Origin of the sequence: Bacillus sp. FSL W8-0770, assembly GCF_038008705.1 — a bacterium.
Classification (GTDB): Bacteria; Bacillota; Bacilli; order Bacillales; family Bacillaceae_G; genus Bacillus_A; species Bacillus_A cereus.
The window spans coordinates 1,937,700-1,963,795 of sequence record NZ_JBBOZR010000001.1 but is presented as its reverse complement, the minus strand read 5'-3'; the positions used below and the strand labels follow the sequence as shown (position 1 = coordinate 1,963,795).

The following is a 26,096-nucleotide window of genomic DNA, read 5'->3' as shown; positions in this document are numbered from 1 at the left end:
TTCAAGCTAAATTTAGATAGATAAACGCCCCAATTGTTGCATCTACTCCAACAATTGGGGCGTTTATCCTCAAATTCTTCCCACTATATTTATGAAACATTTATTCCACTTATGTCGCTATTATCATTACGTGCAAATGCTCTCCTTAATATTACTGCTTCTTATTATACTGTGCTTTAAAATCAATATATTCCTGTTTCGCATCCTGATTATTACCTTGGTGACTATCAAAAGATGTATGTATTTGCGATATGTGTTCTACTAACTTGCCCTCATCATTCCTCTTCTTATAATCCACTACAATACTTACTTCCAATATCTGCTCTGAACCATATTTAGAATCTATATGCAGTACAATCGATCCACCATCATATTCATCATATTGTATTTTCAACTTATCATTAATGATACTCTGAAACTCTAATTCAGTTAATTTGTATCCAACTGTACTAGGTTGATCAAACTTTTTTATATCATCTCCGGGCTTCATCTTTAGTTTCCCTATTCCTTTTAAACGATCAACAATTAAGTTTACGTATGAAACATCCAGATTTGAATCCGGACTTTTCACCTGTCCATTTTTATACATAATATTGGTACGATAAACACCTTCTTTTTTATTATCTTTGCTGTCTACTGCTGAAGTAACCGCTTGTGTTGTACTTCCATATAAACTTTTATCTTTCGTATTATATATCCCTTCCGAAGTTTGATAGATTGTTTTTCTATGCTCTCCATCTTCCTTTTGTTCATATGTACTATATATACCTCTTTGTTTCACATACGCATACCCATCATCACTCGCAGACATAACCTTTCTCATGTCACCTTCATCCAATGCCTTAACAAATGGCTCATACTCTATCTTTTCTTCAAAAAAACTACATGCTTGTAGTAGGCTGATTGCTATTATGATCGGAATTATTTTAGAAACACTTTTTTTGTTCATTTCATCATCACACTACCCACTCTACATTTTCGATCAGATAACCTTCTAATCACTTTAATCACCTTACATAATTAAATTTTCTTTTAGAAGTGAAAATACTCTCCTGTAAATAATTACTTTTCTATCATCCAAACGTACAATACGCACTTTTTTTATGCCTTACGTTTCGATTTACCTTTTTTATTTTTCTTTCGATATCTTGGAGTCTCTCTTTTATGTTGCTCCCACGTTTTATTAAATGATGGAAATTTAAATCTGCAATATGCTAATAGCTGAAATTCAGCTGCACCGATTGCTATCGTATACATTAAAAAGGTCCCTACTACATACATAAATAAATCATCAAACCCATAATCGTTATGAAAATATATCAAAATAAGAATAGTTACTGCGTATAGTGTAGCCCACTTCATCATCTTTCCTTTTCCTTTACTAAAAAAGGAAGCGGATCTTTCATCCATACTAAACGCACCTTCACTCGCTTGCTTAAGTGTATCAAGCGTTGTAACAATATGAACAACAACTGCTCCTAAAAATAACAATCCTGCATACAGTAATGTAATCTGATCAATTGAATTATTAGCCATTTTAGTACCAATCAAAACTACGAGTATGATTATTGCCATTTGAAATGCATTTAATAATACAACAAGTGTTTGTAGCTTTTGAAATTTAAATTGAGCTTTTGGAAATAAATATAGAATGAAAAAAATTACTTGCAGAGCATATAACAACACTTCCAGCTTAACAATTCCTATATTAAGGAGGACCATACAGTAATCCCAATCACCTGATACAATAATAGAAAAAACAGCTATTGAACTATAAAGTATTCCTCCAAACATAAATCCTGTAGCACCCTCAGGACTTAAACGATCATTACATGTCATCCTAAACTTATCTAAATCTTCTTCTTTTATATTCCACATCCTGGCCCTTCACCTTCTATACGTTTCAATTATTTTTCGCGCACTAAAATTCTATTAATATATTATTTATCCCGCTTTAATGGGCAGTAAGACCCCCACCTCAAAATGCAGCGAAAGCAAAGAAGTTAGGTGGGGGATCAACTGCCCATAAAAGTCCGATTGGTTCAACTAATAATCAGTGGGGGATGAAGAAAACCCCCACTGATTAAAGTTTCACTTTATTTTTCGTTTTGAATTTCTTATTTCGCTTTCGAATTCTCCCACGCATTCTCTTATTCTCTTCCCACGTCATATGAAATGACTTAAATTTGAATCTACAGTACGCCAATAGTTGGAATTCTGCCGCTCCGATTGCAACCGCATACATTAATACAGTTCCTACTCCATACATAACAAAAAAATCAATTGAATAATCATTTTGAAAATACATCAAAATAAGTAGTATGAATATATATATTATAGCTCCCTTTATCATAGCCCCTTTTGTCTTACTAAAAAACGATGTGGATCTTTCATCACTACTAAATGCACCTTTACTTGCTTGTTTAAATGTATCTAGCGTTGCTACAATATGGATAATAACTGCTCCTACAACTAGTAGCCCGGTATACATCCTACCAATTGAATTGTCAGCCATTTCAGAAACAATCGAAACTACCAATAATATTGTTCCAAGTTGAAACGCATATAGTAATACGATTAGCGTTTGTAACTTTTGAAATTTAAAACATGCTTTCGGAAATAGATATATAATTAAAAATATAATTTGAATACTAAATAACACAATTTCAGTTTTAACAATTGCTCTATCAAAAAAATTGTTGTAGTAATTCAAATCACCTACAAAAATAATAAACATAAATATTGAAATATAAAATATTGTTCCAAGCATAAAACCCGTAGCACCTTCAGGACTTAAACGTCCTTGACATGTTATTCGAAACTTATCTAAATCTTCTTCTTTTATATCCCACATCCTGACTCTTCACCCTCTATACAGTTTAAATAATCCTCATACACTTAATTCTATTTCACTCTTACTTACTTTTCGTTTTGGATTTTGTATTTCGCTTTCGAATTCTCCCACGCATTCTCTCATTCTCTTCCCACGTTATATTAAATGACTTGAATTTGAATCTGCAATACACTAAGAGCTGGAACTCTGCCGCTCCTATTGCTACTGCATACATAACAACATTACATATAACATAACCAAACATTGTGTTTAATGAGTAATTATTATTTATATAAATCAAAACAAGAAGAATTAACACATAAATTACAGCACCTCGTATAACATGTCCCTTTGTTTTACTAAAAAATGAAGCTGATTTGTCCCCACTACTAAATGCACCCTCGCTCGCTTGTTTAAATGTATCAACTGTTGTCACAATATGAACAATAATTCCACCTAATACTAATAGCCCTACATAAACACGTGTATGGAGATCAATTGAATGCTCTATCATCCCAGAAAGAACAAATAACGTGCATCCGATAGTTCCAAGTTGAAATGCATATAATAATATCACGAGCGTTTGTAATTTTTGAAATTTATAACGAACTTTAGGGAATAAATATAGTATTAAAAACATTACTTGCAAACCATATAACACTAATTCAACCCTAACAATTACCTTATCAAACAAGGTAGTATAATAATCTATTCCTCCCACAAAAATAATAACCATAAATAATGAAGTATAAAATATCGTTCCGAGCATAAAACCCGCAGCACCTTCAGGACTTAAACGCCCTTGACATGTCATTCGAAACTTATCTAAATCTTCTTCTTTTATATTCCACACCCTGACATTTCACCTTCTATACAGTTTAAATAATTTTCATTCACTTCAATTCTATTTCACTCTTATTTATTTTTCGTTTTGAATTTCTTATTTCGCTTTCGAATTCTCCCACGCATTCTCTCATTCTCTTCCCATGACATATGAAATGACTTGAATTTAAATCTACAATACATTAATAGCTGAAATTCAGTTGCACCAATGGCTACTGTATATAGTAAAACAATACCTACCGCATAAAGAACTAAAACATCAATTCCATAACCATTATGAATATATATCAAAATAAGCAGGATTAGCGCATATATTGTAGCCCACTTCATCACATTGCCTTTTGTTTTACTGAAAAATGAGAACGTGCTTTTGGAAATGAATATAGAATTAAAAAGATGAATTGTAAGCTATATAAAACAATTTCAATTTTAACAATTGTTTTGTCAAAGAAAGCATTATAATACTCCAAGCCCCCCATAAAAATAAAAAACATAAATACTGAAGTATAAACTATCCCTCCAATAAAGAAAACCATAGCACCCTCAGGACTTAAACGATTATTACATGTCATCCTAAATTCATCTAAATCTTCTTCTTTTATTTTCCACATATAATTACACCATCTTTTCTAAAATCATGTAATAACTCTATATTTGTAAACAAACTAGGAGTGAATAAATTTTTTGGCATTTCATATTAAACTAGCCTTTTTTACTTTTTCTAATAAACATAAAATATAACAATAACATCGATATTAACCCTGTCCCACCGCCCAACACCCCTCCATATTCTTCTAGATATATGCAAGAAATATACTACCAATAAAAAATATTATTCAGAAGATAACAATCCACTTCCCCAGAAACTCTACTACTTTATATAGAATTAAAAAGATAAATATAATCCCAACAATAATAGGTGCTATTACACTTTCAAATAAACCTTTTTCTTTTTTTACAGCTTTAGAATCTTTATTCAAGATATTACATTCCTCCCTTTACTAGTTAATTTATGAATAATGTATTCATTCTATCTTCAATATAAGTTTACGAGTATCATTTATAACTTTCTTTTCAGTTTTTGTTTCGCTTTTGTTCTTTCTCTCTTATTCTTTTTCTATTTGCTATAAATTCTTGGCGTTCCTTTTCATGCTCCTCCCACGAAATATAAAATGATGGAAATTTAAAGCGACAATACACCAATAGGACGAATTCTGCTGATACTACAGCGAATATATATAATATTATTGTTTGTGTCACATAAATTGCCATTTCATCAAATGTATAATTAAGGTTTAAAAAAATTAATACAAGTAGAACTATTACACCGATCGTTATTCCGATCAATAAATATAATTTCGTGTTAGTAAAAAATGAGACAGCCGGTCCTTCTAATTTATATCCTCCATGCTTTGCTTTTCTAAAAACATCGATCGTTGCTACAATGTGGGTACAGATTGCTCCTAATAGTATTAAACCGATATAAACCAATGTTTTATTGTCACATGGAAAATCATATATTCCTTCAACAACCATAACTATGAAAGGTAATGTCGCTAACTGAAAAGCATAAAATACAGTTACGATTGTTTGTAGTTTCTGTAATTTAAAAGCAATCTTTTTAGACATGAATAATATTAAAAAAACGAACTCCAAAACATACAACTTAACCTCAGTTTGTACAACTATCTTTTCAAAAGGAGTTAGAGAAATCTTATCACCGTTCAGCAAAACACCTAAAAACATGATGAGCATTGGTATAGAAGTATATGCAAAAACTCCCCCATAAAAGATTCTTATATAATCCGGACTTAATCGGTTTTTATTTGTAATTTGAAAAAAACCTAAATCTTCTTCCTTTATTTTAAGCATTCATCTTTCCCCATTTCGACGCAAAACTTATTTTATTTCTTTAGTTTTCTTTTTTTCCTTCTCTTCATAAAGCTTTAGTCTTTTCTGACGCTCTCTTTCATGTTCCTCCCACGAAATATAAAATGATGGAAATTTAAATCTGCAATAGGCTAATAATTGGAACTCTGCTGCACCTATGGCTACCGCGTACATTACAAGAGTTCCTGCTATATACCCTACTAATATCTCTGTTTCATAATCATTATGAAAATAAATTAAAATAAGAAGGATTAGTGCATATACCGTAACACCAATCATTACGTTGTTTTTTGTTTTACTAAAAAATGAAGCTGCCCTTTCATCCATACTAAATGCTCCACTCTCTGCTTGTTTAAAGGTATCAATTGTGGTCACCAGATGAACAAAAACTGCTCCTAGAAACAATAAACCCACATACAATAATGTAATTTGATCAATCGAATAATTTGAAATTGCTGGAAGTATAAACAATGTGAATCCTATAGTTCCCAGCTGAAATGTACATAATAATATCACAAGCGCTTGCAACTTTTGACATTTAAAACGAACTTTTGGAAATAGATATAGAATTAAAAAGATTACTTGCAAGGTATATAAAACTAATTCAATACAAACAATTATTTTGTCAAAGAGATTTGGATAATAACCCCAGCCAAATTTAACTAATGCTCCAAAAATAAAAAGCATGAATAATGAACTATAAACAGTTGCGCCAAGTATAAACACCATGGAGCGTTCTGGACTTAAACGATTTCTACATGTTATTTTAAATTCATCTAAATCTTTTTCTTTTATATTCCACATTCAGTTTTTCACCTTCTATACAGTTTAAATAATTTTCATTCACATCAATTCTATTTCACTCTTATTTACTTTTCGATTTGGATTTTTTATTTTGTTTTCGAGTTTTCCCACGCATTCTCTCATTTTCTTCCCAAGTCATATTGAATGATTTAAATTTGAATCTACAGTACACCAATAGCTGGAATTCTGCTGCACCAACGGCTACTGTGTACAGTAAAACAGTACCTATTACATATCCAATAAAAGTATCAATCGCATAATCATTATGAAAATAAATCAAAATAAGTAGGATTAATGCGTATATTGAAGTTACTTTCATCATAGTTCCTTTTGTTTTACTAAAAAAGGAAACGGATCTTTCATTCATACTAAATGTACCTTCACTTGCCTGTTTAAACGTATCAATCGTTGTCACAATATGAACAATCACTGCTCCTATAAATAAGAAGCCTACATATACTAATGTAATTCCGTCGATTGTATAATCAGACATTCCAGGAAGAATCAGAGCTGTGAATAATATTGTACCTAATTGAAATGCATATAATAACACAACAATCGTTTGTAATTTTTGAAATTTAAATCGAGCTTTTGGAAATGAATATAGAATTAAAAAAATTATTTGTAAGCTATATAGCACAAGTTCAATTTTAACAATTGTTTTTTCGAATAAAGTAGTATAGTAATCCCAACCAAAGGTTACTAAAGTACCAATAAGAAAAAACATCATAACTGAAACGTACACTATTGTTCCTATCATAAAACCTAAAGTACCCTCAGGACTTAAACGGCTGCTACATGTTACTCGAAATCCATCTAAATCTTCTTCTTTTATGTTCCACATTCAGTTTTTCACCTTCTATACAGTTTAAATAATTTCCAGGCACTAAAATCCCATTACATTCCTAACTTTTTAAGTACATTCATCTTTGCGTAACTATATTCAGATAATATTACCTCTACATTAATTACCGTACATAATCAGAATGCTTTTGATAGTTCAAATAGCCTTCTTTCTCCTCAAAAGCTCTAAATATTCTTCTCTCTTTCATTTAAGCATATCCCTCATACTCTATTTTTGTTTCTCTGAAATTGCACTCACTTAGTAAAAACGTTACTGTTATCACAATTGTATCTTCAGAAAGTTGATAACCTCCCATCGACAATATGCTAGGAGGTTATTACAGTTATTTAAAATTTGTTTTTTATTTTAATGGATTCGATTTTTGCAAATAATAATGTTATTTAATTTGAGAGAAGCGAATACTAAAAACATACTGCTTAATAACTCGTAATTAAGTCTTCACCCTCATATCTAGGGTCTTTCTCAACTTTACCATCTTTTGTTTTGATGACTTTTAGTCTACCTAACCACTCTGCTCCGTTATATGTCTCTTCACTTACCCATACATTATGCTTTTTACCATCTACCTCAACTACTAGTGTGGGGTGTGTAAACATGAATTCCTTCTCTACATGCCTACCTACAATTTCTGCATGTAATGATGTACCTTCTTCAACTAGTTTACTATTTTGATACCCTTCGATAATAGGTAATCCAATAAATACAAAGAATATCAGTCCAAATACGATTACTTTCTTCTTTGTACTCCATTTATTCTTTTCTTTCAATTCCTTCTGTCTCGCTTCTCTTTCTTCGCGTTCATCCAAACTCTCATTTAAAGCATCTTCCCATGCCTTAATTTCCGCTTCGATTTCTGCTTCAGCTCTTGCTAGTTTTTCTAGTTGTTCATCGGTTGCTACCATCTCATATGAGTTATCTCCAACCAAACGAATTTCAGTACCATTTTCTTTTACTTTTCGCAAGTCTTTTTCTGTACAATTAAACTCTCGAATGATTTCCCCTTGTGTGTTTACCAATCTAACGTAAATGTTTTTTTTCTCCTTCTTCTTAAACATCTGCACTCCCCCTTATTTGTTTCCTATCATAGATAACCCTATTGCAATTAAGAGAAAGAAAACGATAATAAGGAAAGTCTTCCCTTTGCTTACTTGTGTTGTAGAACCTTCCAAGACAGCCCATATAAAAATTGGGAAAAGAAGAATACCTAGAAGAATATCAACTAACTTTTTGCTACTCTTCTTTAGTGGTTTTTCTTCTACTATCGGTTTTATCTGAACAGCTTCTTTTCTTATTTGTTTCGGTTTCTTTTTCTTGCGTCTATGATTCACCCAACATACTCCTTTTAGAATAACTTTTTCCTAACTATAAAAATACCGAAATATCCCCATTTTCATCGTACAGTATAAAATGATTTATTTCTTCACAGATAGATTTTCACCATAAAAAACAGTCTATGACTATTATTTACAAATATTATTTCAGCTTTTGCTCTTTTTCTCTTATTCTTTTTCTATTCGCTATAAATTCTTGGCGCTCTTTTTCATATTGTTCCCACGTAATATTAGATATTTAGATTCTTATTCAATTAAAAATAGACTTTCCTCTTTCCATTTTGGAAGAGGAAAGTCTATTTATTTCCAAATATATTATAGCCTTTGTTTTATTACTAATTGTTACTTATTATTTTCAGCCTTGTTCTTTATCGTTTTTACAAATTCATTTCGCCATATTTTAAAATTATGAGCAAAATTTCCTTCAATAGAATTTTTATACCCTTCAAATTTCACTTCTGATATATCAAAGTGATTGAATAATTTATATGTCTCTCCCGTCAAACCTACTGGGTATAATACCCCACCATAGTCATAGAAAGTGTCTTCATCGAGAAGTATTCCTCTTGTAGTAATTACATACTCTACATCTTTTTCTTCCTCAGTACTCAACCTCACTACACTTCCTAAAGGCAAAACTTTCTCCATATAATCTTTCATATTAATTCACCGATCCTTTTAACACGATAATTTTCTCTTCTATTTTTTGTCGCCTTTTTTCTAATTGGCGGATACGATCAATAAAAGCATCACGTGTTTTACCTTGCAAACTATTATCAATACTATTTTCTAATCTTCTAATATCTCCGGTCAAAGATACAGCTGCTTTTTCAAGTTGCATAACAACATTAATAATTTGATCTCGCCCACCACTGTCCGGAAATGTACTATGAACCCTCGACATTATCATATTTAAATCCATCCTCATACCCCCTTCCTTAACATTTATCAATAATAAGAAACTGAAGCTAACTCTTCATCTTTTGCTATCATAGAAATTACCGCATCTGTTACATCTTGACTTAACTCTTTTAAATCATTTGAAAGTTCGTTCACATCTCTAGAAATCTCTACTAATAATGAACGATTTAACCCTCTACTACCATCATTCATAAAATAGTTTAATAATGATTGGCGATGGCTTCTTACATAATCTCCAGCAATTGAAGCAATATTTGTATCAATTTCAAAGTCACCTTTAAATACATCTAAAATATCTTGAACAAGAGAAGATGCTACTTCTTTTGCAATTGCTATAATTTCATCACGGGATAAATAAAGAATGATGCATCCTACTAAAAAATCTACAGCTGCGTTAAATACTGATTCTAACACTTCAAGTACCTTTTCCTTACATTTTGCTAATTTATTCTCTATCCAATCCACAGCCGCATTCACCTGATTTCTAACTTCTTGTATAACTTCCTTACTAAATTTCAAAGCTTTTTTTCCTGTTTCTACACCTATACTTGCTATTTTTGTTGCTAGAGCACTAGTATCTCCCACTACTGTTATTGCAACTAGAATTGCACTGACTGGGGTTCCATTTACCACTAAATCCACTACAACTTCTTCTGTTGTACTTAATGTTTTTTTTCCAGTGATTCCTTTATATAGGTCCCCAGCAGATTCTGATATTTCTAAAAAACCAAATTTCCAATCAAATCCTGTTTCGCTAACCTTTTTCAATTTATCTATTGCTACATTCCCATTCCTAAAATAAAATTTTGGATCATATAAAAAAGAATGCCCTTCCCCATTTTCCATTTTATAAACCTGTCCAGGTATTACAAAATCTGCGGCCTTAATGGCGCCATACAAAGGATCATATTCATTTATAAGACTGCGGCAATTTTTCATATTGGTCCCGTATCCGTACTTAACCACATCTTTATTTAAAACAGGCGCAGGATTTAAAGCTAATACGTTTATATTATCTTCTTGATGTCTTAATGCAACTGTATTCGCTGCTCCGCCACCTAAGGAGTGCCCTAGTAAAGTTATCTTCTTTCCTTTATTCTTCGCCTTGACTTTTTCATAAAATTTTTCTGCTTGACTATACTGAAATTCCGCTAATGACCCCAATATAGGTGAATTAGTTAAATTATGTAGCCCAATTGCTCCATCGGTTGCTAAATCACCTATTTGGCTCGGTTGGGTTCCAACGTATACAATGAAAATTTCATGCGTGTTTCTATCCTCTAAAGCATATGCCCCAAATCCAGTTACTGAATGAATATCATCAGAAGCTATAAGATTAGCATTAAAGTTGTCTTGTAACTTCTGTTTATTTATTATTGGATCAGAATTATTATATTTTTTTTCTTGTGCATTATAATCATAAATATCTTTTGCCGATAATCTTAATTTTCCTACATCACTACTTAATTTATAATCTTCCTCATTCACCATATTCTCCCCCTTATATATTAATGGCTTTCTTTAAATTTCTTTTCATATTGTAAGTAATCTTTTTTTGATTTCCGATTATTTTCTTCTTTATTATGTAAATATGTTGTTATTTCTTGATCATGCCTAATCATATTATTTTCTTCATTTCTTTGTTTATAGCCTATCGAAATTGTTATCTCTGTTATTTCCATCGGATTTTCCTTTGTATCCTTAGCAGAATTAAATTCAATTAGTAGTGTTGCATAACTAAACTTCTCATACTCTAATCCTAAATTCCCATTAAATATCTCTTTAAATTGAATTTCTGATAAATTATAGCTTATCGTAGCTGGTTGGCTGAAGCTTTTTTTATTCACATTTGGTTTCAATTCTTTTATTCCTTGCACTCTATTAAGCATTAATTTTATATTAGACATATCTTTCCCTCGATTTGAAGCTTCTAGCTGTCCATTTTCATATCTTATATCTGACTTGAATACAACTTCTTCTTTATATTGTGGGTTGTCACTATGTTTTTCATCCTCAACTGGAGTATTGACTTTCTTTTGTGCCTCACCAAAAAGAATATTATCTTTAATACTATAAATACCTTGCGTTGTTTGATAAACTACTCCTATTTGCTTATTATTATCCTCAATAAAAGTGCTATCCCTAACCTCTTCTTTCACATACGCATACCCATCATCACTCGCAGACATAACTGTCTTCATATCCCCTTCATCCAACGCCTTTACTAATCTCTCATACTCTATCTTTGTCTCTCCAAAACCACATCCACTTAATAAACTTGCCACTATTGACACGACTATCATCACCTTAACTTTCTTCTTTAATTTCATACTGTCACCTCGTTAGTTACTCTAGGCATTTTTAGTTTCATTATGTTCCCTTTTTGATAGTAATACACTTCATCTTTACCTAATGGCGCTTCGTTGCTTATATATTTTATGTTGAAGATACTTTGATCATTTAATGGCATTGCGATAATTGCTGCTGTTAGCTTACTTCTCATTTTCATAGGTAGAGCTTCACGATTTCGGTCCATGTAGTCGTGGTGACCTGCTAATACAAAGTAAATGCCTACTGTACGAGATAGATCAATTAAAGTTGCTGCATCCTCCATTTCTAAATAAACAAATTTACTAAACTCTTCAACATTTGTCATGATAATGAGTTGTTTTGTGAATGCAGGAATTTCTCTACCTTCTTGTCTTGCTTGCGCTAATTCAAGAGCTCGTTCGCGAATTACTTCCATCCAATACTTCGCATGCATATTGATTTCATTTTCGTCTACAATGTAGTGCGTCACATTATCTTTATATTGAACGAAACTATACTCTGCTGTATCCACTAACGTCACACTTTCAAAATAATCTTTATTCAATTGAGATAGGATGCTAGATACAATTTGTTTTCTCATACTATCATCTACACTATAAATCATTAAATGATCATTCACTGCAATATCATGAGCTACAACTTCTACGTTTGCAAAATCAAGCCCCATTGGAATTCTTGCTGCTTGTAGGGCTTTTGTAACATCTTTATTTTTACGATAAGTAGCAATATCAATAATTTCTGGCATCATTGGAATTGCCTTCGGACGTTCTCCATCCCATTCTCGGTCCATATCATTTGCTTCTTGTTGTAATAATTGAATTTGCTGTAATTCATCTTCTGCTTTCGTAGGTAATGCAACCTGGAATAATGTGGGAGATTCTAGTTTTATTAACGCTCTTCCTGCTGTTTCTTCCACTTTTATATCAGATCTCCCTACAATACTAGCTACTTCACTTTGATCAATCATATATAGGCAAGTTTGAATTTTAATATTATTGTACAATTGAATTCTAAGTGCATTTTGTCGCCCTGCACTAATTAAGGTATGAATTCCTAAACTTGCACCATCTCGGACAATTTGCATAATTAGCATTTCAAAGCTTTCATAGAACTTCGCTTCTTTTACTGCATCATAATTGTCGATCGCAATAATAATATGTGGTATTTCTTTCCCACTTGCCTTTTCATACATTTCAATATTTGCAACGTCATATTCACTTAATAATCGTTTACGATTTTTCATTTCTTGAGTTAATCTTTCAACAAACTTTAAACATTTTTCAGATTCATCAATCGTAATCGTATCCGCTACATGAGGTAATCCTTTCAAAGGTAGAAGACCATTTGTTCCAAGGTCCACTAAATACACATGCAAATGCTCCGGACTATGCTGACGAGCTACATCCATAATGACTGATTGTAAGAATGTTGATTTTCCGTAGCCAGGGCTTGAGAAGACCGCTACGTGTCCGTCTTTACTAATATCTAGTGTTAATGGTGTTTGTGATTGTAATTCAGGCTGATCTAGTAGACCAATTGTTGCTTGTAATGGTTTCTTTTCTTTCGTCCATGCTTCTTTGAACTGAATAGCATGTAAGTCTTGTAAATATACGCTTTCTGGAAGTGGTGGTAACCACGGTCTAGCTAACGCTTCAATTTCATTTACTTCTGCGTAATCGTGAATGTAGTCAATAACAGCATCCAGCTCAGATGGTACGCTTATTACTTCTTTACTGCTACCAAGTCCACTTAAATCTTCACTTAATATTTCATATTGTCCTAGATCATTTATTGCATATATCGTTGCGTCTAAATGTTCTTTATCCTCTTTGTTTTCTACATAGTCTGCTCCGCTCCAAGCTGATTGGAATAGTTCATAAATTTCATTATTCCCAACTTGTAAGTAAGCACGTCCTGGTAATGTAATTTCAGCAGCATCCGGTGTTTTTAAGATTTCATTACTATCTGACGTATTTTGAACTTTTAATGCTAGTTTGAATTTCGAGTTACTCCAAATTTGATCATCTACAACACCACTCGGTTTTTGCGTAGCTAATATTAAATGAATTCCGAGCGAACGACCGATACGCGCTGTTGAAACTAACTCTTTCATAAATTCTGGTTGTTCTGACTTCAGTTCTGCGAATTCATCACTAATTAAAAATAGATGCGGCATCGGCTCACTTACTAAGCCTTCTTTATACAGTTTTTGATACTGATTAATATGGTTTACATCATTTTCACCAAATAATCGTTGTCTTTTCTGTAATTCAGCTTTAATTGATGCGAGCGCTCTCATACTTTGTGCTCCATCTAAGTTCGTAATTGTTCCTAATAAATGCGGTAAGTTTTTGAATAAATTCGCCATTCCGCCGCCTTTATAGTCAATTAGTAAAAAGGCTACTTCGTACGGGTGGAAATTGACTGCTAGAGATAAAATATACGATTGTATAATTTCCGATTTACCTGAACCTGTTGTACCTGCTATTAATCCGTGTGGTCCGTGTGCTTTTTCGTGTAAGTTTAAGTTTACGATATCTTCTTTACCACGTAATCCAAGTGGTACAGCTAAAGATTTATGCGCTGCATTTTTCTCCCAACGACTTGTGATATTCAGTTCTTTTACTTTTTCAACGCCGTACATTTCTAAAAATGTTACGCTTTCTGGAATACTATTTTTTAAGTTTTGCAAATGATTTAATGGTGCTAATGCCCGTGAAATATCTTCTAAATTGAACCCTTTCGGTACGTGATTTAGTTTAAATTGACGGTTAACAAGCTCTCCTTGCTCTAAGATGATGTTCCCTTGTTTTGCATCTCTTATATCTATTACCGTTTTCACATGCTCCGGTAAACTTTGCATAACATCTTGTACAAATACAAGTGATACACCTAATTGACTCGGATCATCATTAAAGAATTCCATAACAACATGGTCTAATATTAGTTTTTCATCTGTAATGAGAACGACATAGTGCGGTGCAAAGTACATTTTTTCATTAGTAGAACTTTTTTCATCTAGTTTTAATTTTCGTTCTTTCAATATTTGATACAAACTATTTAACACTTGATCACGGCTACGATCATGGTATACAAATCCACGTACATTTATATCGCGAACACTTCCATGAGGTAACCAGCGCATCCAATCCCATTTTTCTTTTTCTTCTTCCGGAAAAATAGTAATAAACTGCAAGTCATAATAACTATGGAATAAAGCCGTTTGTGCAACTAATAATTGTAATTGCTCTAACACTAAAGAGCGTTGGCCAATATAACCGACTGGTCCATTCATTAAATCTGTTACAACTGGTACATCTTCCAATGATAGATAACGCTGTCTTAGTTCACGTGCTATATCGATTAATTCATCTTTCGTTTGACTAAACTCTTCTTCATTAAATTGAATTTCAAAACTCGTATTAGCTTGTCCTGTTCCAACGCTAAATGTTAAGAAATCATGATGTAACATTGTTTTTTCATAAATTCTAGGATTTACTTGAACTGCCATATTACGTATTACTTCTACATTTGGATTGTGATAATGTAATGCGTGACGCTGTTTTTCACTTTCTGCATGTAAATCTTTCGTTTTTTGTTTTATATACTCTCTATAGCTTTTATCTCGTTCAACAATGTCGACTTTATATTGCTTCAAATTTTTAATATACGATGTGACAGAAACAATGATTGTTACTAATGTCATCGCAATCGATGCGATAATAAACATTCCATATTTCATGAAAATAGCAAGTAATACAGTTACCACAATCATGACAAGTGAAGGTGCAATGATTCTTGCTAAATGCTCCGTTGGTTTTGATGGCATACTTGAAGGCTTTGCAATTGTCATTTTCTCTTCTGGTTCACGGTAAATAATACGTGGTGAACGATGATAGTCTGGATAACCACTTTGATAATTTGTTTCTGATTCTACTAAAATAGGTAACGCAGATTTCACTTTATTTTCTGAAGAAAGTACTTGAATGTCTTCACTACCAATCTCCAATAAAATACCATCAAAATATAATACGTCTCCTGATTCCAACATAACGCTATCTTTTAACTTCGTATAATTATGAAATACATCCCCGCCATACACGTTCACTTTAAAAGAATCGTACAACGTTTCGCGAGATAGCATTAAATCGACACTAGTCCCGGTAATAGAAATATCATCGTAATCGTTTTGACTCACTGTAAGAGAATGTTTCGTTCCAATATCAAACACTTTAGTTGTGCCAACAATAGATATAAAGATTTTCAAGCTCACATCTCTTGTTTTCCCAATCTCAATTTCCTTATTGAATTCTATTAATTGATCCTGTACCATCCAAGCATTTGCTTCATTATTCCACTTTAACTCTACCTCTTGTTCTAAACTTGGATTCGTAATATCATTTGTCCACTCTTTTCCAATCGACACTATTGATTGCTCATTTGGATGTAATGTGCACTTATATATTTTGTCTCCATAAGTCAATACTAATAGTTGCTCCATCCGTGTTCACTGCTCCTTTTCAACTGTCTCATCAAGTGCTTACTCTTTTTTCTCTGTGTCCGACAAATTTTTATCGTTTGATGAATTGCCATATTTCTTTTTATATTCATCTAATTGTTGCTCATATGTTTTTAACTTTTGATCACGTTCTTCCCCTGATAAATCTGGATTATTTTTCAGTGATTCAATTTGTTTAACAAGGCCGTACATAATAAGCTGAGGATCATCAAGTGTCTTAGCTAAATCTAATGATTTATCAAAATTACCTTTTCCGTTATACATCCAATACAGCAAATACTTTTCATCACTTTTCAAACTAATGTTTTTCATAATCGATTTCTTTTGAGCTTCACCTAGTTTTTCAGCTGTAATGTATGCGAATGCTAACTCATATTTAGATGCAATCGGTAATGATTCAAACTCCTCTTCATTCAATTGCGTAATGACTTTGTCATAATCAGTTGCTATGAAACTTGCATTTGCTTCTAACAATTTATTTTGATAAGGAAATTTTATAAAAGTGAAATATATTAAAGGAGCAGCTAAAATAACTGTCGCCGCTATGAAGGAAAAAGCTAAGTATTTAAATGATTTATAGCTTTTTTTAGGTACTAACTGCATATTTTTTTCTGTTTTTGTTTGTTCCTTCTCAAAGCTGTCATCAAGAAACTGCAGTAATGCATCTAAGCTTTCCATTTGAGCAACGGTCTGTTCAAATGTTGTTTCTTTTGCATCTTTTAGTAACCCAGCATACAAATCATCAAAGTTATGTTTTTGGGAGAATAAAGCAATAATTAGACACTTATATTGTGTTAAAAATTGCTCTTCTAATAACGGGGTTGGCGGAACAATATCTCGAATTCCTCTATGTATAATACTTGGTATTAAATTAGCATTAAAAACTATATTGTCTGGATGTAAAAAGAACGTGATTCGTTTATTTAAATATTTACGAAACTGCGCAACATTCCGAAGTAGTCTTAATTTCTCATTTCTTCCAAAACGGCTAAGATCGTCCCACTTATATAATTTTTTATCTACTTGATATAGAAACGTAAACATATCATCCGTTTCTTCTATTGTTAATGGTACAAATTCAGATGATTCGCCCGTAATTATATCGAATTGACGGAAGTCTTTTATACGTGTTTGAGATTTGGTCATCTCCAATTTCCAATTTTCTTTTTCTATTTGAAATTGATAGTTCATTGCATCAATTTGAATTATTTTTTCCGTCATGTTTATCCTCTTCTCCTTTTCTTTATAACCCGTAATAACTTATTTTCAAATAACTAAAAGTAAAAAATATTCTTTATAAAACTTGCAAAATATCTCCATCTGTTATTTGGTGATCAATTAAACGATCATTATCTGTTAAAACAATTGACTTATTTTTCACTTTAATTACAAAATGTGAACCTTCATGATTATCAATCTTTAGCGTATCTAATAAGTTTTTTAATAAATATTTAATAGATTGATGATTCGGAATACGCAAATCATATGTATTTCCATTCCATTTACTAAAATCTACTGTCACATTGATATGTGTTTGTATTGCCATCGCTTTACCTCCAACTTTTACGAAGAACCGTATAAATACCGATGCAAATAAGTAGAATGCCGCCGCCAAATAATAATATTATTGTTATACTAATTGGCTCTTCATTCATTGTTTCATTACTCGCTACTTCATCTGCACTTTTTCTGACAATGTATTCACTGCTAAACAAACTATTTTTCGTATCTTTAACACTATTATTCTCTTTTGGTTTTGTAAAAAGAGAATCTCGCAAAGCTTCCATATCTTTTTGTTCTTTCTTTTTCTTTTTCTCAATTTCTTCTTCTATATCTTTGTTAAATAACTCAATCGATGCTTTATCTAATTCTGTTTCCTTATGTTCCTTTTTATTTTTTTCTTGGTCGCTTTCTTCAAGTCGATCCACTTTAAACTTAATCTTCCCATCATCACCAAGATAACTGTCAGCCGCGCTCCTTATCGGTAGCGCGACAAACAGTAAAAGGATAGAGAGAAATGATAACTTAGCCACTATGCTCCATTGTTTGATCATTTACTTCTTTTTCCTCCCATTTCTTATGCCATACAAATAGATTACTAACCAATCCAATAATGGCAATTACAAACAATACGACAAAAATAACTTTCCCAGTATCTTTACCACTAATAAAATCATTTAGAAAACTTTCTATATACTGAAGCGGTGAGAATTGACGTATCTTTCCGACAGACGACATTTGATCTACTTTACTTCCAACTGCCTCAGTTAAAAATAGGTACATGCTTAAAAATACTAATAGTATAAACATTCCTACCATTTTTATTTGTCGTAATAAGTAGGTTGAGACCAATACAAACGCCATCATAATAAATGTGATGAACGCAATCCATAGTAAACTTTGATCCTGACCGAACTTTAAAAGACGCCCAGAAATGATACCTATACTAATCCCTTCCACAATTGATATACCGAAAGCTACTACTGTAGTTGGTACATTCATATCAATTAATGAGAATTTCTCTTCAAAATGATCTGATTGCATTCGTTTCTTTTCTTGATTCGCAATTGCGTATGCTGTAAATAATGCAACAATGAAACAAGTTAATACAATTAAGTATGGTGTAAAAGCATTTCCTGCTACAATTACTCCATCATTTTGCTTTTGAACTGGACTAGCTAAAAAGTCATATAGCATCTCATTTTGACGATCTCCAATACGGCTATTCGCTAAAATTTTCGTAAAGTTTTTGGAGAATGATTTATCATCTTCCATTTTCTTCGTAAAGTCATTTAATAATAGATCAGCTTTTGAAACAATTGTCGTTCCGCTGTCTTGAATTTCTTTTGCTTGTCCATTAATTTGATCAAATGTTTTATATACATCGTCTGAAGTTGCTAAACTATGCTTCGAACTTTCGACCAATGACTGACTTTGCATCATTAATGATTTAATACCAGAATCTAACGATAAAATAGCTGTTTGCTCACCAGCATGATTTGTTGTTAATACTTGCTGCTCTTCAACTAGCTTTAAGCTATTCTCACGCCATTTCGCTAAACCTTTTAAATACTCTCCTAAATTTTCATTCATACTAGTTGCTTGTTGCGTCGTTCCATTTAATTTCTCCGCTAGTAGCATAGAATTTTGATCCGCACTAGTAATAGATTGTTGATAAGAGTTTATTTTTTGTTTTAAACCTGACATATCTTGCTTTATTTCTGTAGTAATACTTGATGAAACAAGATTTGAAATTAAATCAATTAAACTTTGTTTATTTAATACGTGGTACAAAGATTGATCCGTCGCAATTGCATCTAAACTTCCCTCTTCTAACTTAGGACCTACATCTTTCGTTCTTAAATCAATCCCATAATACATTTCGTAAAGGCTCATTAAACCTTGATAACTTTCGACTGTATCTACTGCTTCTTTTATTAATACACTAGATATATTTTTTGTTAATACTTCTGCTTTTTGATGTACTACTTGATTCGTTGTACTTTCAGTAACTTTACCGTTATCTGTTCCCGTTTCGCCTCCTGGATTTCCTCCGGTCCCGTTGTCTGTTCCCGTTCCGCCTCCTGGGTTTCCTCCGGTTCCGTTGTCTGTTCCCGTTCCGCCTCCTGGATTTCCTCCGGTTCCGTTGTCTGTTCCCGTTCCGCCTCCTGGGTTTCCTCCGGTTCCGTTGTCTGTTCCCGTTCCGCCTCCTGGATTTCCTCCGGTTCCGTTGTCTGTTCCCGTTCCGCCTCCTGGGTTTCCTCCGGTTCCGTTGTCTGTTCCCGTTCCGCCTCCTGGGTTTCCTCCGGTTCCGTTGTCTGTTCCCGTTCCGCCTCCTGGATTTCCTCCGGTTCCGTTGTCTGTTCCCGTTCCGCCTCCTGGGTTTCCTCCGGTTCCGTTGTCTGTTCCCGTTCCGCCTCCTGGGTTTCCTCCGGTTCCGTTGTCTGTTCCCGTTCCACCTCCTGGGTTTCCTCCGGTTCCGTTGTCTGTTCCCGTTCCGCCTCCTGGGTTTCCTCCGGTTCCGTTATCTTTCCCCGTTCCGCCTCCTGGGTTTCCTCCAGTTCCGTTATCTTTCCCTGTTGTGTTTTCCATTTTTTTAATAATAGGGTTTTTAGCACTGTGTACTAACGGCATTATGCCATACTGTGATTTATGAACCACATTTTCCACCTTGCTATTTTCCGTTTGTGTTCCTTTATCTTCTTTGTTAGGTTTTTCTTTTTCAGGACTAGTTTCTTTTTTATGAGTCCCACTCAATTCCCACTGCCACATTACAGGAGAGAAAACATCTATATTGATGTTTGGATCTTTTAACTTCACATTCAGATTAATTTTTATATCCCCTTCATTACGGGGAGGTATAGTGATTTCTCCGTTTTTCTCCAGAAACATACTTGTGTAATCCACATCATCAATCTTCAAAGCTTCTGTACTTCCATATAGTTCAAACTCTTCCGGAATACTTATCTTCAAAATTTGCGGAGATTCCATTTTAATTACTTTCGCAGTATCACTAAATGTAATTCCCTCTGTATAAAGTCTATCCTTTACTTCTTTAATAGCGTTTCCTAAAGATATTTTATTTACAGGATCATAATAAAAATTATTTTCTTTATTATATTTTTTTGTAAATTGAATTACATTTTGCAGTTGTAATTTCGTTGCATCTGGTAAATCACTTTGACCGATTTCTTCCATGTTTAAACTAGGTAATTTCGCAATTAAATTCTCGATTTGTTTCTTTATTCGAGCATCTGGTTGTTTCATTAATGTATTTATGAAGATTTCTTGCTTTCCATCATTCGACATAGATTGCTTTAACTTCTTAATTACCGTCTCTTGAATATCACTTTCTAACTTTCCTGCAAGTTCTGTATCATATTCAGACACTTGTTTTTTTACATCTGCTAAATATTTTTGAATCGCTGCAGCATCAGTTAAAATATTCGGTTCTTTCTCTGAAAACGTAAATTGATTTGAAATAATTTTATTAGCGGATTCCAATGCACTTAATTGCTTTAAAGCATCGCCTGTATTCATATCATTCATATATTGATTGAATTGATTTGTGAAATTATTCGCTAACAAATTGTTATCAGTTTGCATTTTTTGAAAGTTATTAAAACCATCTAAATACGTACTGTTAGATTTATTCCCTTCATCTAATGCTTGACCGAAACCTTTTAAAACATCCTGAAATCCTTTGAAACTATTAACAGAAACACCTGTATAATCCTGTACTGTTTTAAATTGATTTGTGTAATTTGCTAACGGACTATGTATATCTTTTTTATACATAGTTGTTTGAACGTTTCCTTTTTCAATTATTTTACCTATATTATCTTGTGCACCTTGTAGCTTACCGATAATACTCGCAAAATAAACGTCGATTATTTGCTTATTGAAATCTTCTAAAATAACAGAAGCTGTATTTTCTGCCTCAGCTTTCAAATCCTTATTCCCAGTTGCATTTACTTTGTAGTTTAACGTTAATTTCTCTGGAATCTCTGAATCAATCGCAACTGCCTTCCTAGAAAAATCATTTGGAATAACAATCATCATATTGTAATTATTATTTTTTAATCCATTTTCCGCTACCCCGCGACTAACTACGTACCATTCTTGTTTCGTATTTTTATTTACATTTTTAACAAATTGATCTCCAAACGCTATTTTATTGCCCTCAAATACAGTGCCCTGATCTTCATTTACCAACGCAACTGTCATTTTTGGTGTAGTATTCTCATTAGCTTTCTTAACATTTTGATTTAATGCTAAATAGGAGACCCCTGTCGATAGTACAAGAGCTAAAATAATAAACAACAAGATGCTCCATTTGAACTTTTTCACTACTTATCACTCCTGCGACTGCGAGTCTATCTGATGAAAGACTTCGTATCTTACTCTAGTTTTAAAGTAATTTAGCCATACAACTTATGGTTGCATGGCTAAATTATATATTTCTTTTTATCTGTCTTATTGTAGACCGAAATTACGAGAAAGATCTTCGTCATGTCTAGCAACAGCTTCTGCAGTTTTATTAAGCTGCATATTAATTTCTTGTAATAGCTGTGCGAAGTTTTGTACTTTTGGCTTTAATTGATTGAACTGTTGGTCAAAACCTTCGAAAGCACGACCTTCCCATTCTCCTCTTAATTCATTTTGTAAGTTTTGTAGTTGACGTAAAATGTCCTCAATTTGATTTGCACCTTGTCCATATCGAGTCGCTTTCGATTTAAGCTCCTCTGGTGACATACGAATTTGTCCTGCCATTATTAAATCCCCCTTAAAATTAAAAAATAGTAAAATTAACCAATAATCAATTCTACAAATTGATTATATCAATAATTTAAAAATTTCTAAACAAAAAAATGATATTTTTCCAAAATTTCTCTTTTACTATAATAACGATATATTGTATAATACTAATTTATTTGTTTTTTAAGCACACTCTATAAATCGACTATAAAATAAAGGCAAACCATCTATTTTATACTTTATCGCTTTAAATTCCAGCGATAAAGTAGCCACTAAATCATTGTTTTCTCCCATTCAGAATATAATACTCACTTCAAAGTCATAATTACCTGCCTTTCAACAAACCCAAACTCTTCGTACATCTCTTTTGCAAAATTCCCAGCAAATACATTCAACCGAATTTCTAAATACTTCTCCTTTAATTCCTTAATACCAGCTTCCATCAGTTCTCGCGATAATCCTCTCCCGCGATATTCTGGGAAAACGTACAATTCATATATAAATCCAAGTTTTTCACGAGAAAAATAGTCTGTATTTTCCCCTATTAATATCCATCCCATTACTTTATTTTTTTCTTTAACGATTAAATAGTATGCTCCTTTTTCTACAATCGGCTTTGTAATTTCAATCGCTTTCTCGGTACTTAATTGACAATTGCCTCTCGTCCCTTCAAAAAGCGATTGAGCCGCACATTTTAATATTTCATTGGTATCTTCTTGATTCGCCTTAATTATCATTTTTACAACTCCCCTTGAATAATAGGCATTACTATCGCTTGTTCAAGATTCTCCGCTTCCATAACAATTGCTGTTAATCCGTGTTCTGTACTTGTTTCATGGAGCTCTCCCTTTTCCCAAAACACAGCTTGTCCCGCCTCTATCTTTATCTTTTCTTTATTTACCCCACATACATATCCTGCTCCTTTCACAATAAGAAGCAGTTGAGATACAACTGCTTCATGATTACCGATGATTCCATTCTCGTGTAAATGCATAGCACCGATATGTATATTCCCTCGATGGTTTAATATTTTCGACATGATGAAATTAGATTGAAATACTGATAGGTGCTTTCCTACTTTTTCACTAAAATCAAAAATTTTCATTACTAGTCCTCCTTATACGTATAAAACCATCCTTACTGTCTGCATCATATGTCCTTCAAAGTCTTCTTCAAATTGCTCTAATTCAGCAAAACCTTTCGCTTCATAAAAGCGTTTTCCTTTTTCATTTGCAGCTTCTACATGTATGTACAACTTCCGTATCCCATTTAATGCTTTAATTCCTTTTTGTAATAAAGCACTTCCGATCCCTTTTCCTTGCTGATCTGGTAACAAATAAATCGCACCTAATTCCGCTTCATTTTGTAGTCTAACAGGTGAAAAGTTCGCAAACCCTATTACTTCTCCTTCTTCTTCCGCAACGAATAAATGCGTATTTTTAAGACGATATTTCATTTTTTCATCAGAATATGCCTCGTCTAAAAAACTGTCTTGAATTTCTCTTGGAATAATGCCTTCATATGTATCATGCCAAGCTATTTTTGCTACTGATTGTACAGCATGAATATCTTCTTGCTTCATTTCTCTAATTATATATGTCATCTCGATGTCTCCATTCTCTTTAAATTATATTCTGCTAATATACTAGAAGAAACGGCAAAACCATTTTCATAATTCATCTTAATTAATTTTAATTTCTCAATTGAAGCTGTTGCAAAATCAAACTTTCCATAAATATATTCCATTACACTTAAAAACTGCTTTGTATGTAATCTATTTGCAATTGTACAATGCGGAACCCATTTTCCCGGTACGTAATATGAATTTGGGTTGTCATGAAAAGTTTTAAAATAATCATGATAAGAATAATGAAGTTTTAACAATTCATCAGTAACGGTCGGCGCTAGAAAGACCGTTCCATTAGTAGGAAAAATTCCAACAGAAGGAAAAGTTACTGCGTCCATATTTTCTTGAATAGCTACAAACTTCCCTAGTTTCTCAGTATACAAATGGACATCTAACTCATTATAATCCGCAATCGTTATATGAGGTTCTACTCCAGCTAATTGATTTGTTCCAATTACATTTGTTAATTCATTTTGCAATTCTGTAATTTTATTAGTAAACACACGATCAAATGTAGCAATAATAGCGTACAATCTTTCTCACCCCTTCATTACACATAGTGCTTCCCATTCTTCACGAATCATGCCCATTCGAATAGAATCATAGTATGTTCCGTTATAATAACGACACTTTCGCATTCTACCTTCTAAGCTCATTCCTATTTTCTCCGCTACTTTCATCATTCGTTCATTGCCAGACCAAGTCGTGATTCCTACTCTACCAATCTCCATTTTTTCAAATAGCAAATCTCTATATAATGTCAATGTTTCTGTACCGTATCCACCATTCCAGTATGTTGGGTCATAAATCACAAGCCCCATCTCTAACCAACGCGTCGGTTTGTATTCCCAATAAAACCCGACTGTCCCAATGATTTGACCGTTATTTTCTATAATTAAATTTGACAGTGGTTCTTCTTTCAAACGAGTTTGCATCTTCTCTTTATAGGAAGAGTATTCTTGCATTGAGAACGGGAAATATGGCGCATCCCATTTCTTCCATTCTGGGCTTTCTTCTTTAAATATGATATTCCATAATGTTTTTATATCTGATTCTTCAATTGTACGAATTGTAACTTTCTTCCCCTTTAATACAACGTTTTGCATAATTCCCTCCTGCATTCCTCTTTATTTCATATATAATTATAATATTTTTTCAGAAAAATCAAAACTAATATCATTTATTATATTGTATAATTTTGTTATTAGATACCAATTATTGATTTAGAAAGCTGGTGATTCAGTGAAGAATCGATTTAGTATTGCTTTATTTCTCACTATTGTTACGACAAATATTATTCTATATTTCTTCTTACCATCAAATATTGTTACGAAATGGGACTTTAATGGAACGCCTACATCAACAATGGATAAAAGCACTTTTGTAATCGTAAATATAATTATATGTTCCTTCTTATTCTTTGTATTTTTAGCTTTATCTAAAGCAGCGAGTAACCAGAAATTTCTCCATTGGATCGGCAACACAATGTTACTATTCTTATTTTTTGTCGATATTGTCATCGCCCTCATCGCTCTTGGCTTTTCACTTCCCCTTGATCATTTCATATTTTTAGCATTAGGGCTTTTATTTATATTAATAGGTTATTTCAGTTCCAAAATTGATACGACTAAATCAACCGTTTCATTAGAATGGAATGATAAGCACCTTGAAAAAAGAGCTTCAAATATTAGTAGTATTTCAATGATGATAGCAGGTATTTTTTTAGCGATACTTCCTTTTATCGTTTCTGCTCCCTATAGAGGTTATGGCATACTAGCAATTCTTTTAGGAATGACGCTTATCATTCTGCCGAGTACGATTTATTTACTTATTAAAGACAGCAAGCAATCTACTCCTTTAAAAAAATAGGAGGT

24 protein-coding genes and 4 pseudogenes are annotated in these 26,096 nt (G+C 32.7%); 1 reads left to right on the top strand and 27 read right to left on the bottom strand.

The window, feature by feature from the left end; translation table 11 throughout:
* Positions 1-151: 151 nt before the first annotated feature.
* The 27 genes and pseudogenes from NST27_RS10195 to NST27_RS10070 all read right to left on the bottom strand — a co-directional run bounded on the left by NST27_RS10195 (position 152) and on the right by NST27_RS10070 (position 25,328).
* Complete coding sequence (locus tag NST27_RS10195; RefSeq protein ID WP_001036520.1) at positions 152-949, bottom strand: DUF3952 domain-containing protein; 798 nt, start codon at positions 947-949, stop codon at positions 152-154.
* Between the two features lie 152 nt (positions 950-1,101).
* Positions 1,102-1,878: a hypothetical protein gene (locus tag NST27_RS10190; protein ID WP_000267126.1), complete on the bottom strand. Its 777-nt coding sequence runs from the start codon at positions 1,876-1,878 to the stop codon at positions 1,102-1,104.
* Between the two features lie 205 nt (positions 1,879-2,083).
* Complete coding sequence (locus NST27_RS10185) at positions 2,084-2,854, bottom strand: hypothetical protein (RefSeq protein ID WP_000263483.1); 771 nt, start codon at positions 2,852-2,854, stop codon at positions 2,084-2,086.
* 61 nt (positions 2,855-2,915) lie between these two features.
* The gene (locus tag NST27_RS10180) at positions 2,916-3,686 is read right to left on the bottom strand and encodes a hypothetical protein (RefSeq protein ID WP_000267135.1); all 771 of its coding nucleotides are present in this window, start codon (positions 3,684-3,686) and stop codon (positions 2,916-2,918) included.
* 62 nt (positions 3,687-3,748) lie between these two features.
* Positions 3,749-4,287 (bottom strand): annotated as a pseudogene (locus NST27_RS10175) (hypothetical protein).
* A 91-nt stretch (positions 4,288-4,378) separates the two neighbouring features.
* Positions 4,379-4,656: pseudogene (locus NST27_RS10170) on the bottom strand (hypothetical protein).
* A 94-nt stretch (positions 4,657-4,750) separates the two neighbouring features.
* Positions 4,751-5,548 (bottom strand): hypothetical protein, encoded by a 798-nt coding sequence (locus NST27_RS10165; protein WP_000912761.1) that lies wholly within the window; start codon positions 5,546-5,548, stop codon positions 4,751-4,753.
* Between the two features lie 27 nt (positions 5,549-5,575).
* Positions 5,576-6,370, bottom strand: coding sequence for a hypothetical protein (locus NST27_RS10160; RefSeq protein WP_000267181.1), 795 nt, complete (start codon positions 6,368-6,370; stop codon positions 5,576-5,578).
* A 61-nt stretch (positions 6,371-6,431) separates the two neighbouring features.
* The gene (locus NST27_RS10155) at positions 6,432-7,214 is read right to left on the bottom strand and encodes a hypothetical protein (RefSeq protein WP_000267106.1); all 783 of its coding nucleotides are present in this window, start codon (positions 7,212-7,214) and stop codon (positions 6,432-6,434) included.
* Positions 7,215-7,651: 437 nt separating this feature from the next.
* Positions 7,652-8,290, bottom strand: coding sequence for a hypothetical protein (locus NST27_RS10150; RefSeq protein ID WP_000473568.1), 639 nt, complete (start codon positions 8,288-8,290; stop codon positions 7,652-7,654).
* A gap of 12 nt (positions 8,291-8,302) precedes the next feature.
* A complete protein-coding gene (locus NST27_RS10145) occupies positions 8,303-8,563 on the bottom strand; it encodes a hypothetical protein (protein WP_001016543.1) in 261 nt (86 codons plus the stop codon).
* Between the two features lie 345 nt (positions 8,564-8,908).
* Complete coding sequence (locus tag NST27_RS10140) at positions 8,909-9,226, bottom strand: DUF4176 domain-containing protein (protein ID WP_000656389.1); 318 nt, start codon at positions 9,224-9,226, stop codon at positions 8,909-8,911.
* Position 9,227: 1 nt separating this feature from the next.
* Positions 9,228-9,488 carry a hypothetical protein gene (locus NST27_RS10135; protein WP_000365338.1) on the bottom strand — a complete coding sequence of 87 codons (261 nt, stop codon included), beginning with the start codon at positions 9,486-9,488 and terminating at the stop codon, positions 9,228-9,230.
* A gap of 26 nt (positions 9,489-9,514) precedes the next feature.
* Positions 9,515-10,978 (bottom strand): lipase family protein, encoded by a 1,464-nt coding sequence (locus NST27_RS10130; RefSeq protein ID WP_044797222.1) that lies wholly within the window; start codon positions 10,976-10,978, stop codon positions 9,515-9,517.
* Between the two features lie 17 nt (positions 10,979-10,995).
* On the bottom strand, positions 10,996-11,817 hold the full coding sequence (locus tag NST27_RS10125; RefSeq protein WP_000768497.1) for a DUF3952 domain-containing protein: 822 nt from the start codon (positions 11,815-11,817) through the stop codon (positions 10,996-10,998).
* Positions 11,814-16,043, bottom strand: a pseudogene (gene essC / locus NST27_RS10120) (type VII secretion protein EssC); the annotation flags it as partial. The pseudogene essC and the gene NST27_RS10125, both read right to left, overlap by 4 nt.
* Positions 16,038-16,319: pseudogene (locus tag NST27_RS29565) on the bottom strand (FtsK/SpoIIIE N-terminal domain-containing protein); the annotation flags it as partial. The pseudogenes NST27_RS29565 and essC, both read right to left, overlap by 6 nt.
* A 39-nt stretch (positions 16,320-16,358) precedes the next feature.
* Positions 16,359-17,558: a type VII secretion protein EssB gene (gene essB, locus NST27_RS10115; RefSeq protein ID WP_000136611.1), complete on the bottom strand. Its 1,200-nt coding sequence runs from the start codon at positions 17,556-17,558 to the stop codon at positions 16,359-16,361.
* Between the two features lie 73 nt (positions 17,559-17,631).
* Complete coding sequence (locus NST27_RS10110) at positions 17,632-17,883, bottom strand: EsaB/YukD family protein (protein WP_001007571.1); 252 nt, start codon at positions 17,881-17,883, stop codon at positions 17,632-17,634.
* 4 nt (positions 17,884-17,887) lie between these two features.
* Positions 17,888-18,391, bottom strand: a complete 504-nt coding sequence (essA, locus tag NST27_RS10105) for a type VII secretion protein EssA (RefSeq protein ID WP_000595655.1) — start codon at positions 18,389-18,391, stop codon at positions 17,888-17,890.
* A complete protein-coding gene (esaA, locus tag NST27_RS10100; protein WP_000713821.1) occupies positions 18,363-22,187 on the bottom strand; it encodes a type VII secretion protein EsaA in 3,825 nt (1,274 codons plus the stop codon). Before esaA ends, essA begins: the two co-directional genes overlap by 29 nt.
* Positions 22,188-22,313: 126 nt before the next feature.
* Entirely contained in the window at positions 22,314-22,610 is a 297-nt protein-coding gene (locus tag NST27_RS10095) for a WXG100 family type VII secretion target (protein ID WP_000918601.1), read from the bottom strand.
* Between the two features lie 293 nt (positions 22,611-22,903).
* Positions 22,904-23,332: a GNAT family N-acetyltransferase gene (locus tag NST27_RS10090; RefSeq protein WP_000584232.1), complete on the bottom strand. Its 429-nt coding sequence runs from the start codon at positions 23,330-23,332 to the stop codon at positions 22,904-22,906.
* 2 nt (positions 23,333-23,334) lie between these two features.
* Entirely contained in the window at positions 23,335-23,700 is a 366-nt protein-coding gene (locus NST27_RS10085; RefSeq protein WP_000688078.1) for a hypothetical protein, read from the bottom strand.
* Between the two features lie 12 nt (positions 23,701-23,712).
* Positions 23,713-24,198, bottom strand: a complete 486-nt coding sequence (locus tag NST27_RS10080) for a GNAT family N-acetyltransferase (protein ID WP_000221048.1) — start codon at positions 24,196-24,198, stop codon at positions 23,713-23,715.
* A complete protein-coding gene (locus NST27_RS10075) occupies positions 24,195-24,755 on the bottom strand; it encodes a 2'-5' RNA ligase family protein (protein WP_000270888.1) in 561 nt (186 codons plus the stop codon). The genes NST27_RS10080 and NST27_RS10075 overlap by 4 nt, the downstream gene beginning before the upstream one ends.
* A gap of 6 nt (positions 24,756-24,761) precedes the next feature.
* A complete protein-coding gene (locus NST27_RS10070; protein ID WP_001181855.1) occupies positions 24,762-25,328 on the bottom strand; it encodes a GNAT family N-acetyltransferase in 567 nt (188 codons plus the stop codon).
* 136 nt (positions 25,329-25,464) lie between these two features.
* Between NST27_RS10070 and NST27_RS10065 the strand changes: the two genes are divergently transcribed.
* Positions 25,465-26,091 (top strand): DUF1648 domain-containing protein, encoded by a 627-nt coding sequence (locus tag NST27_RS10065; protein ID WP_000797172.1) that lies wholly within the window; start codon positions 25,465-25,467, stop codon positions 26,089-26,091.
* Positions 26,092-26,096: the final 5 nt, after the last annotated feature.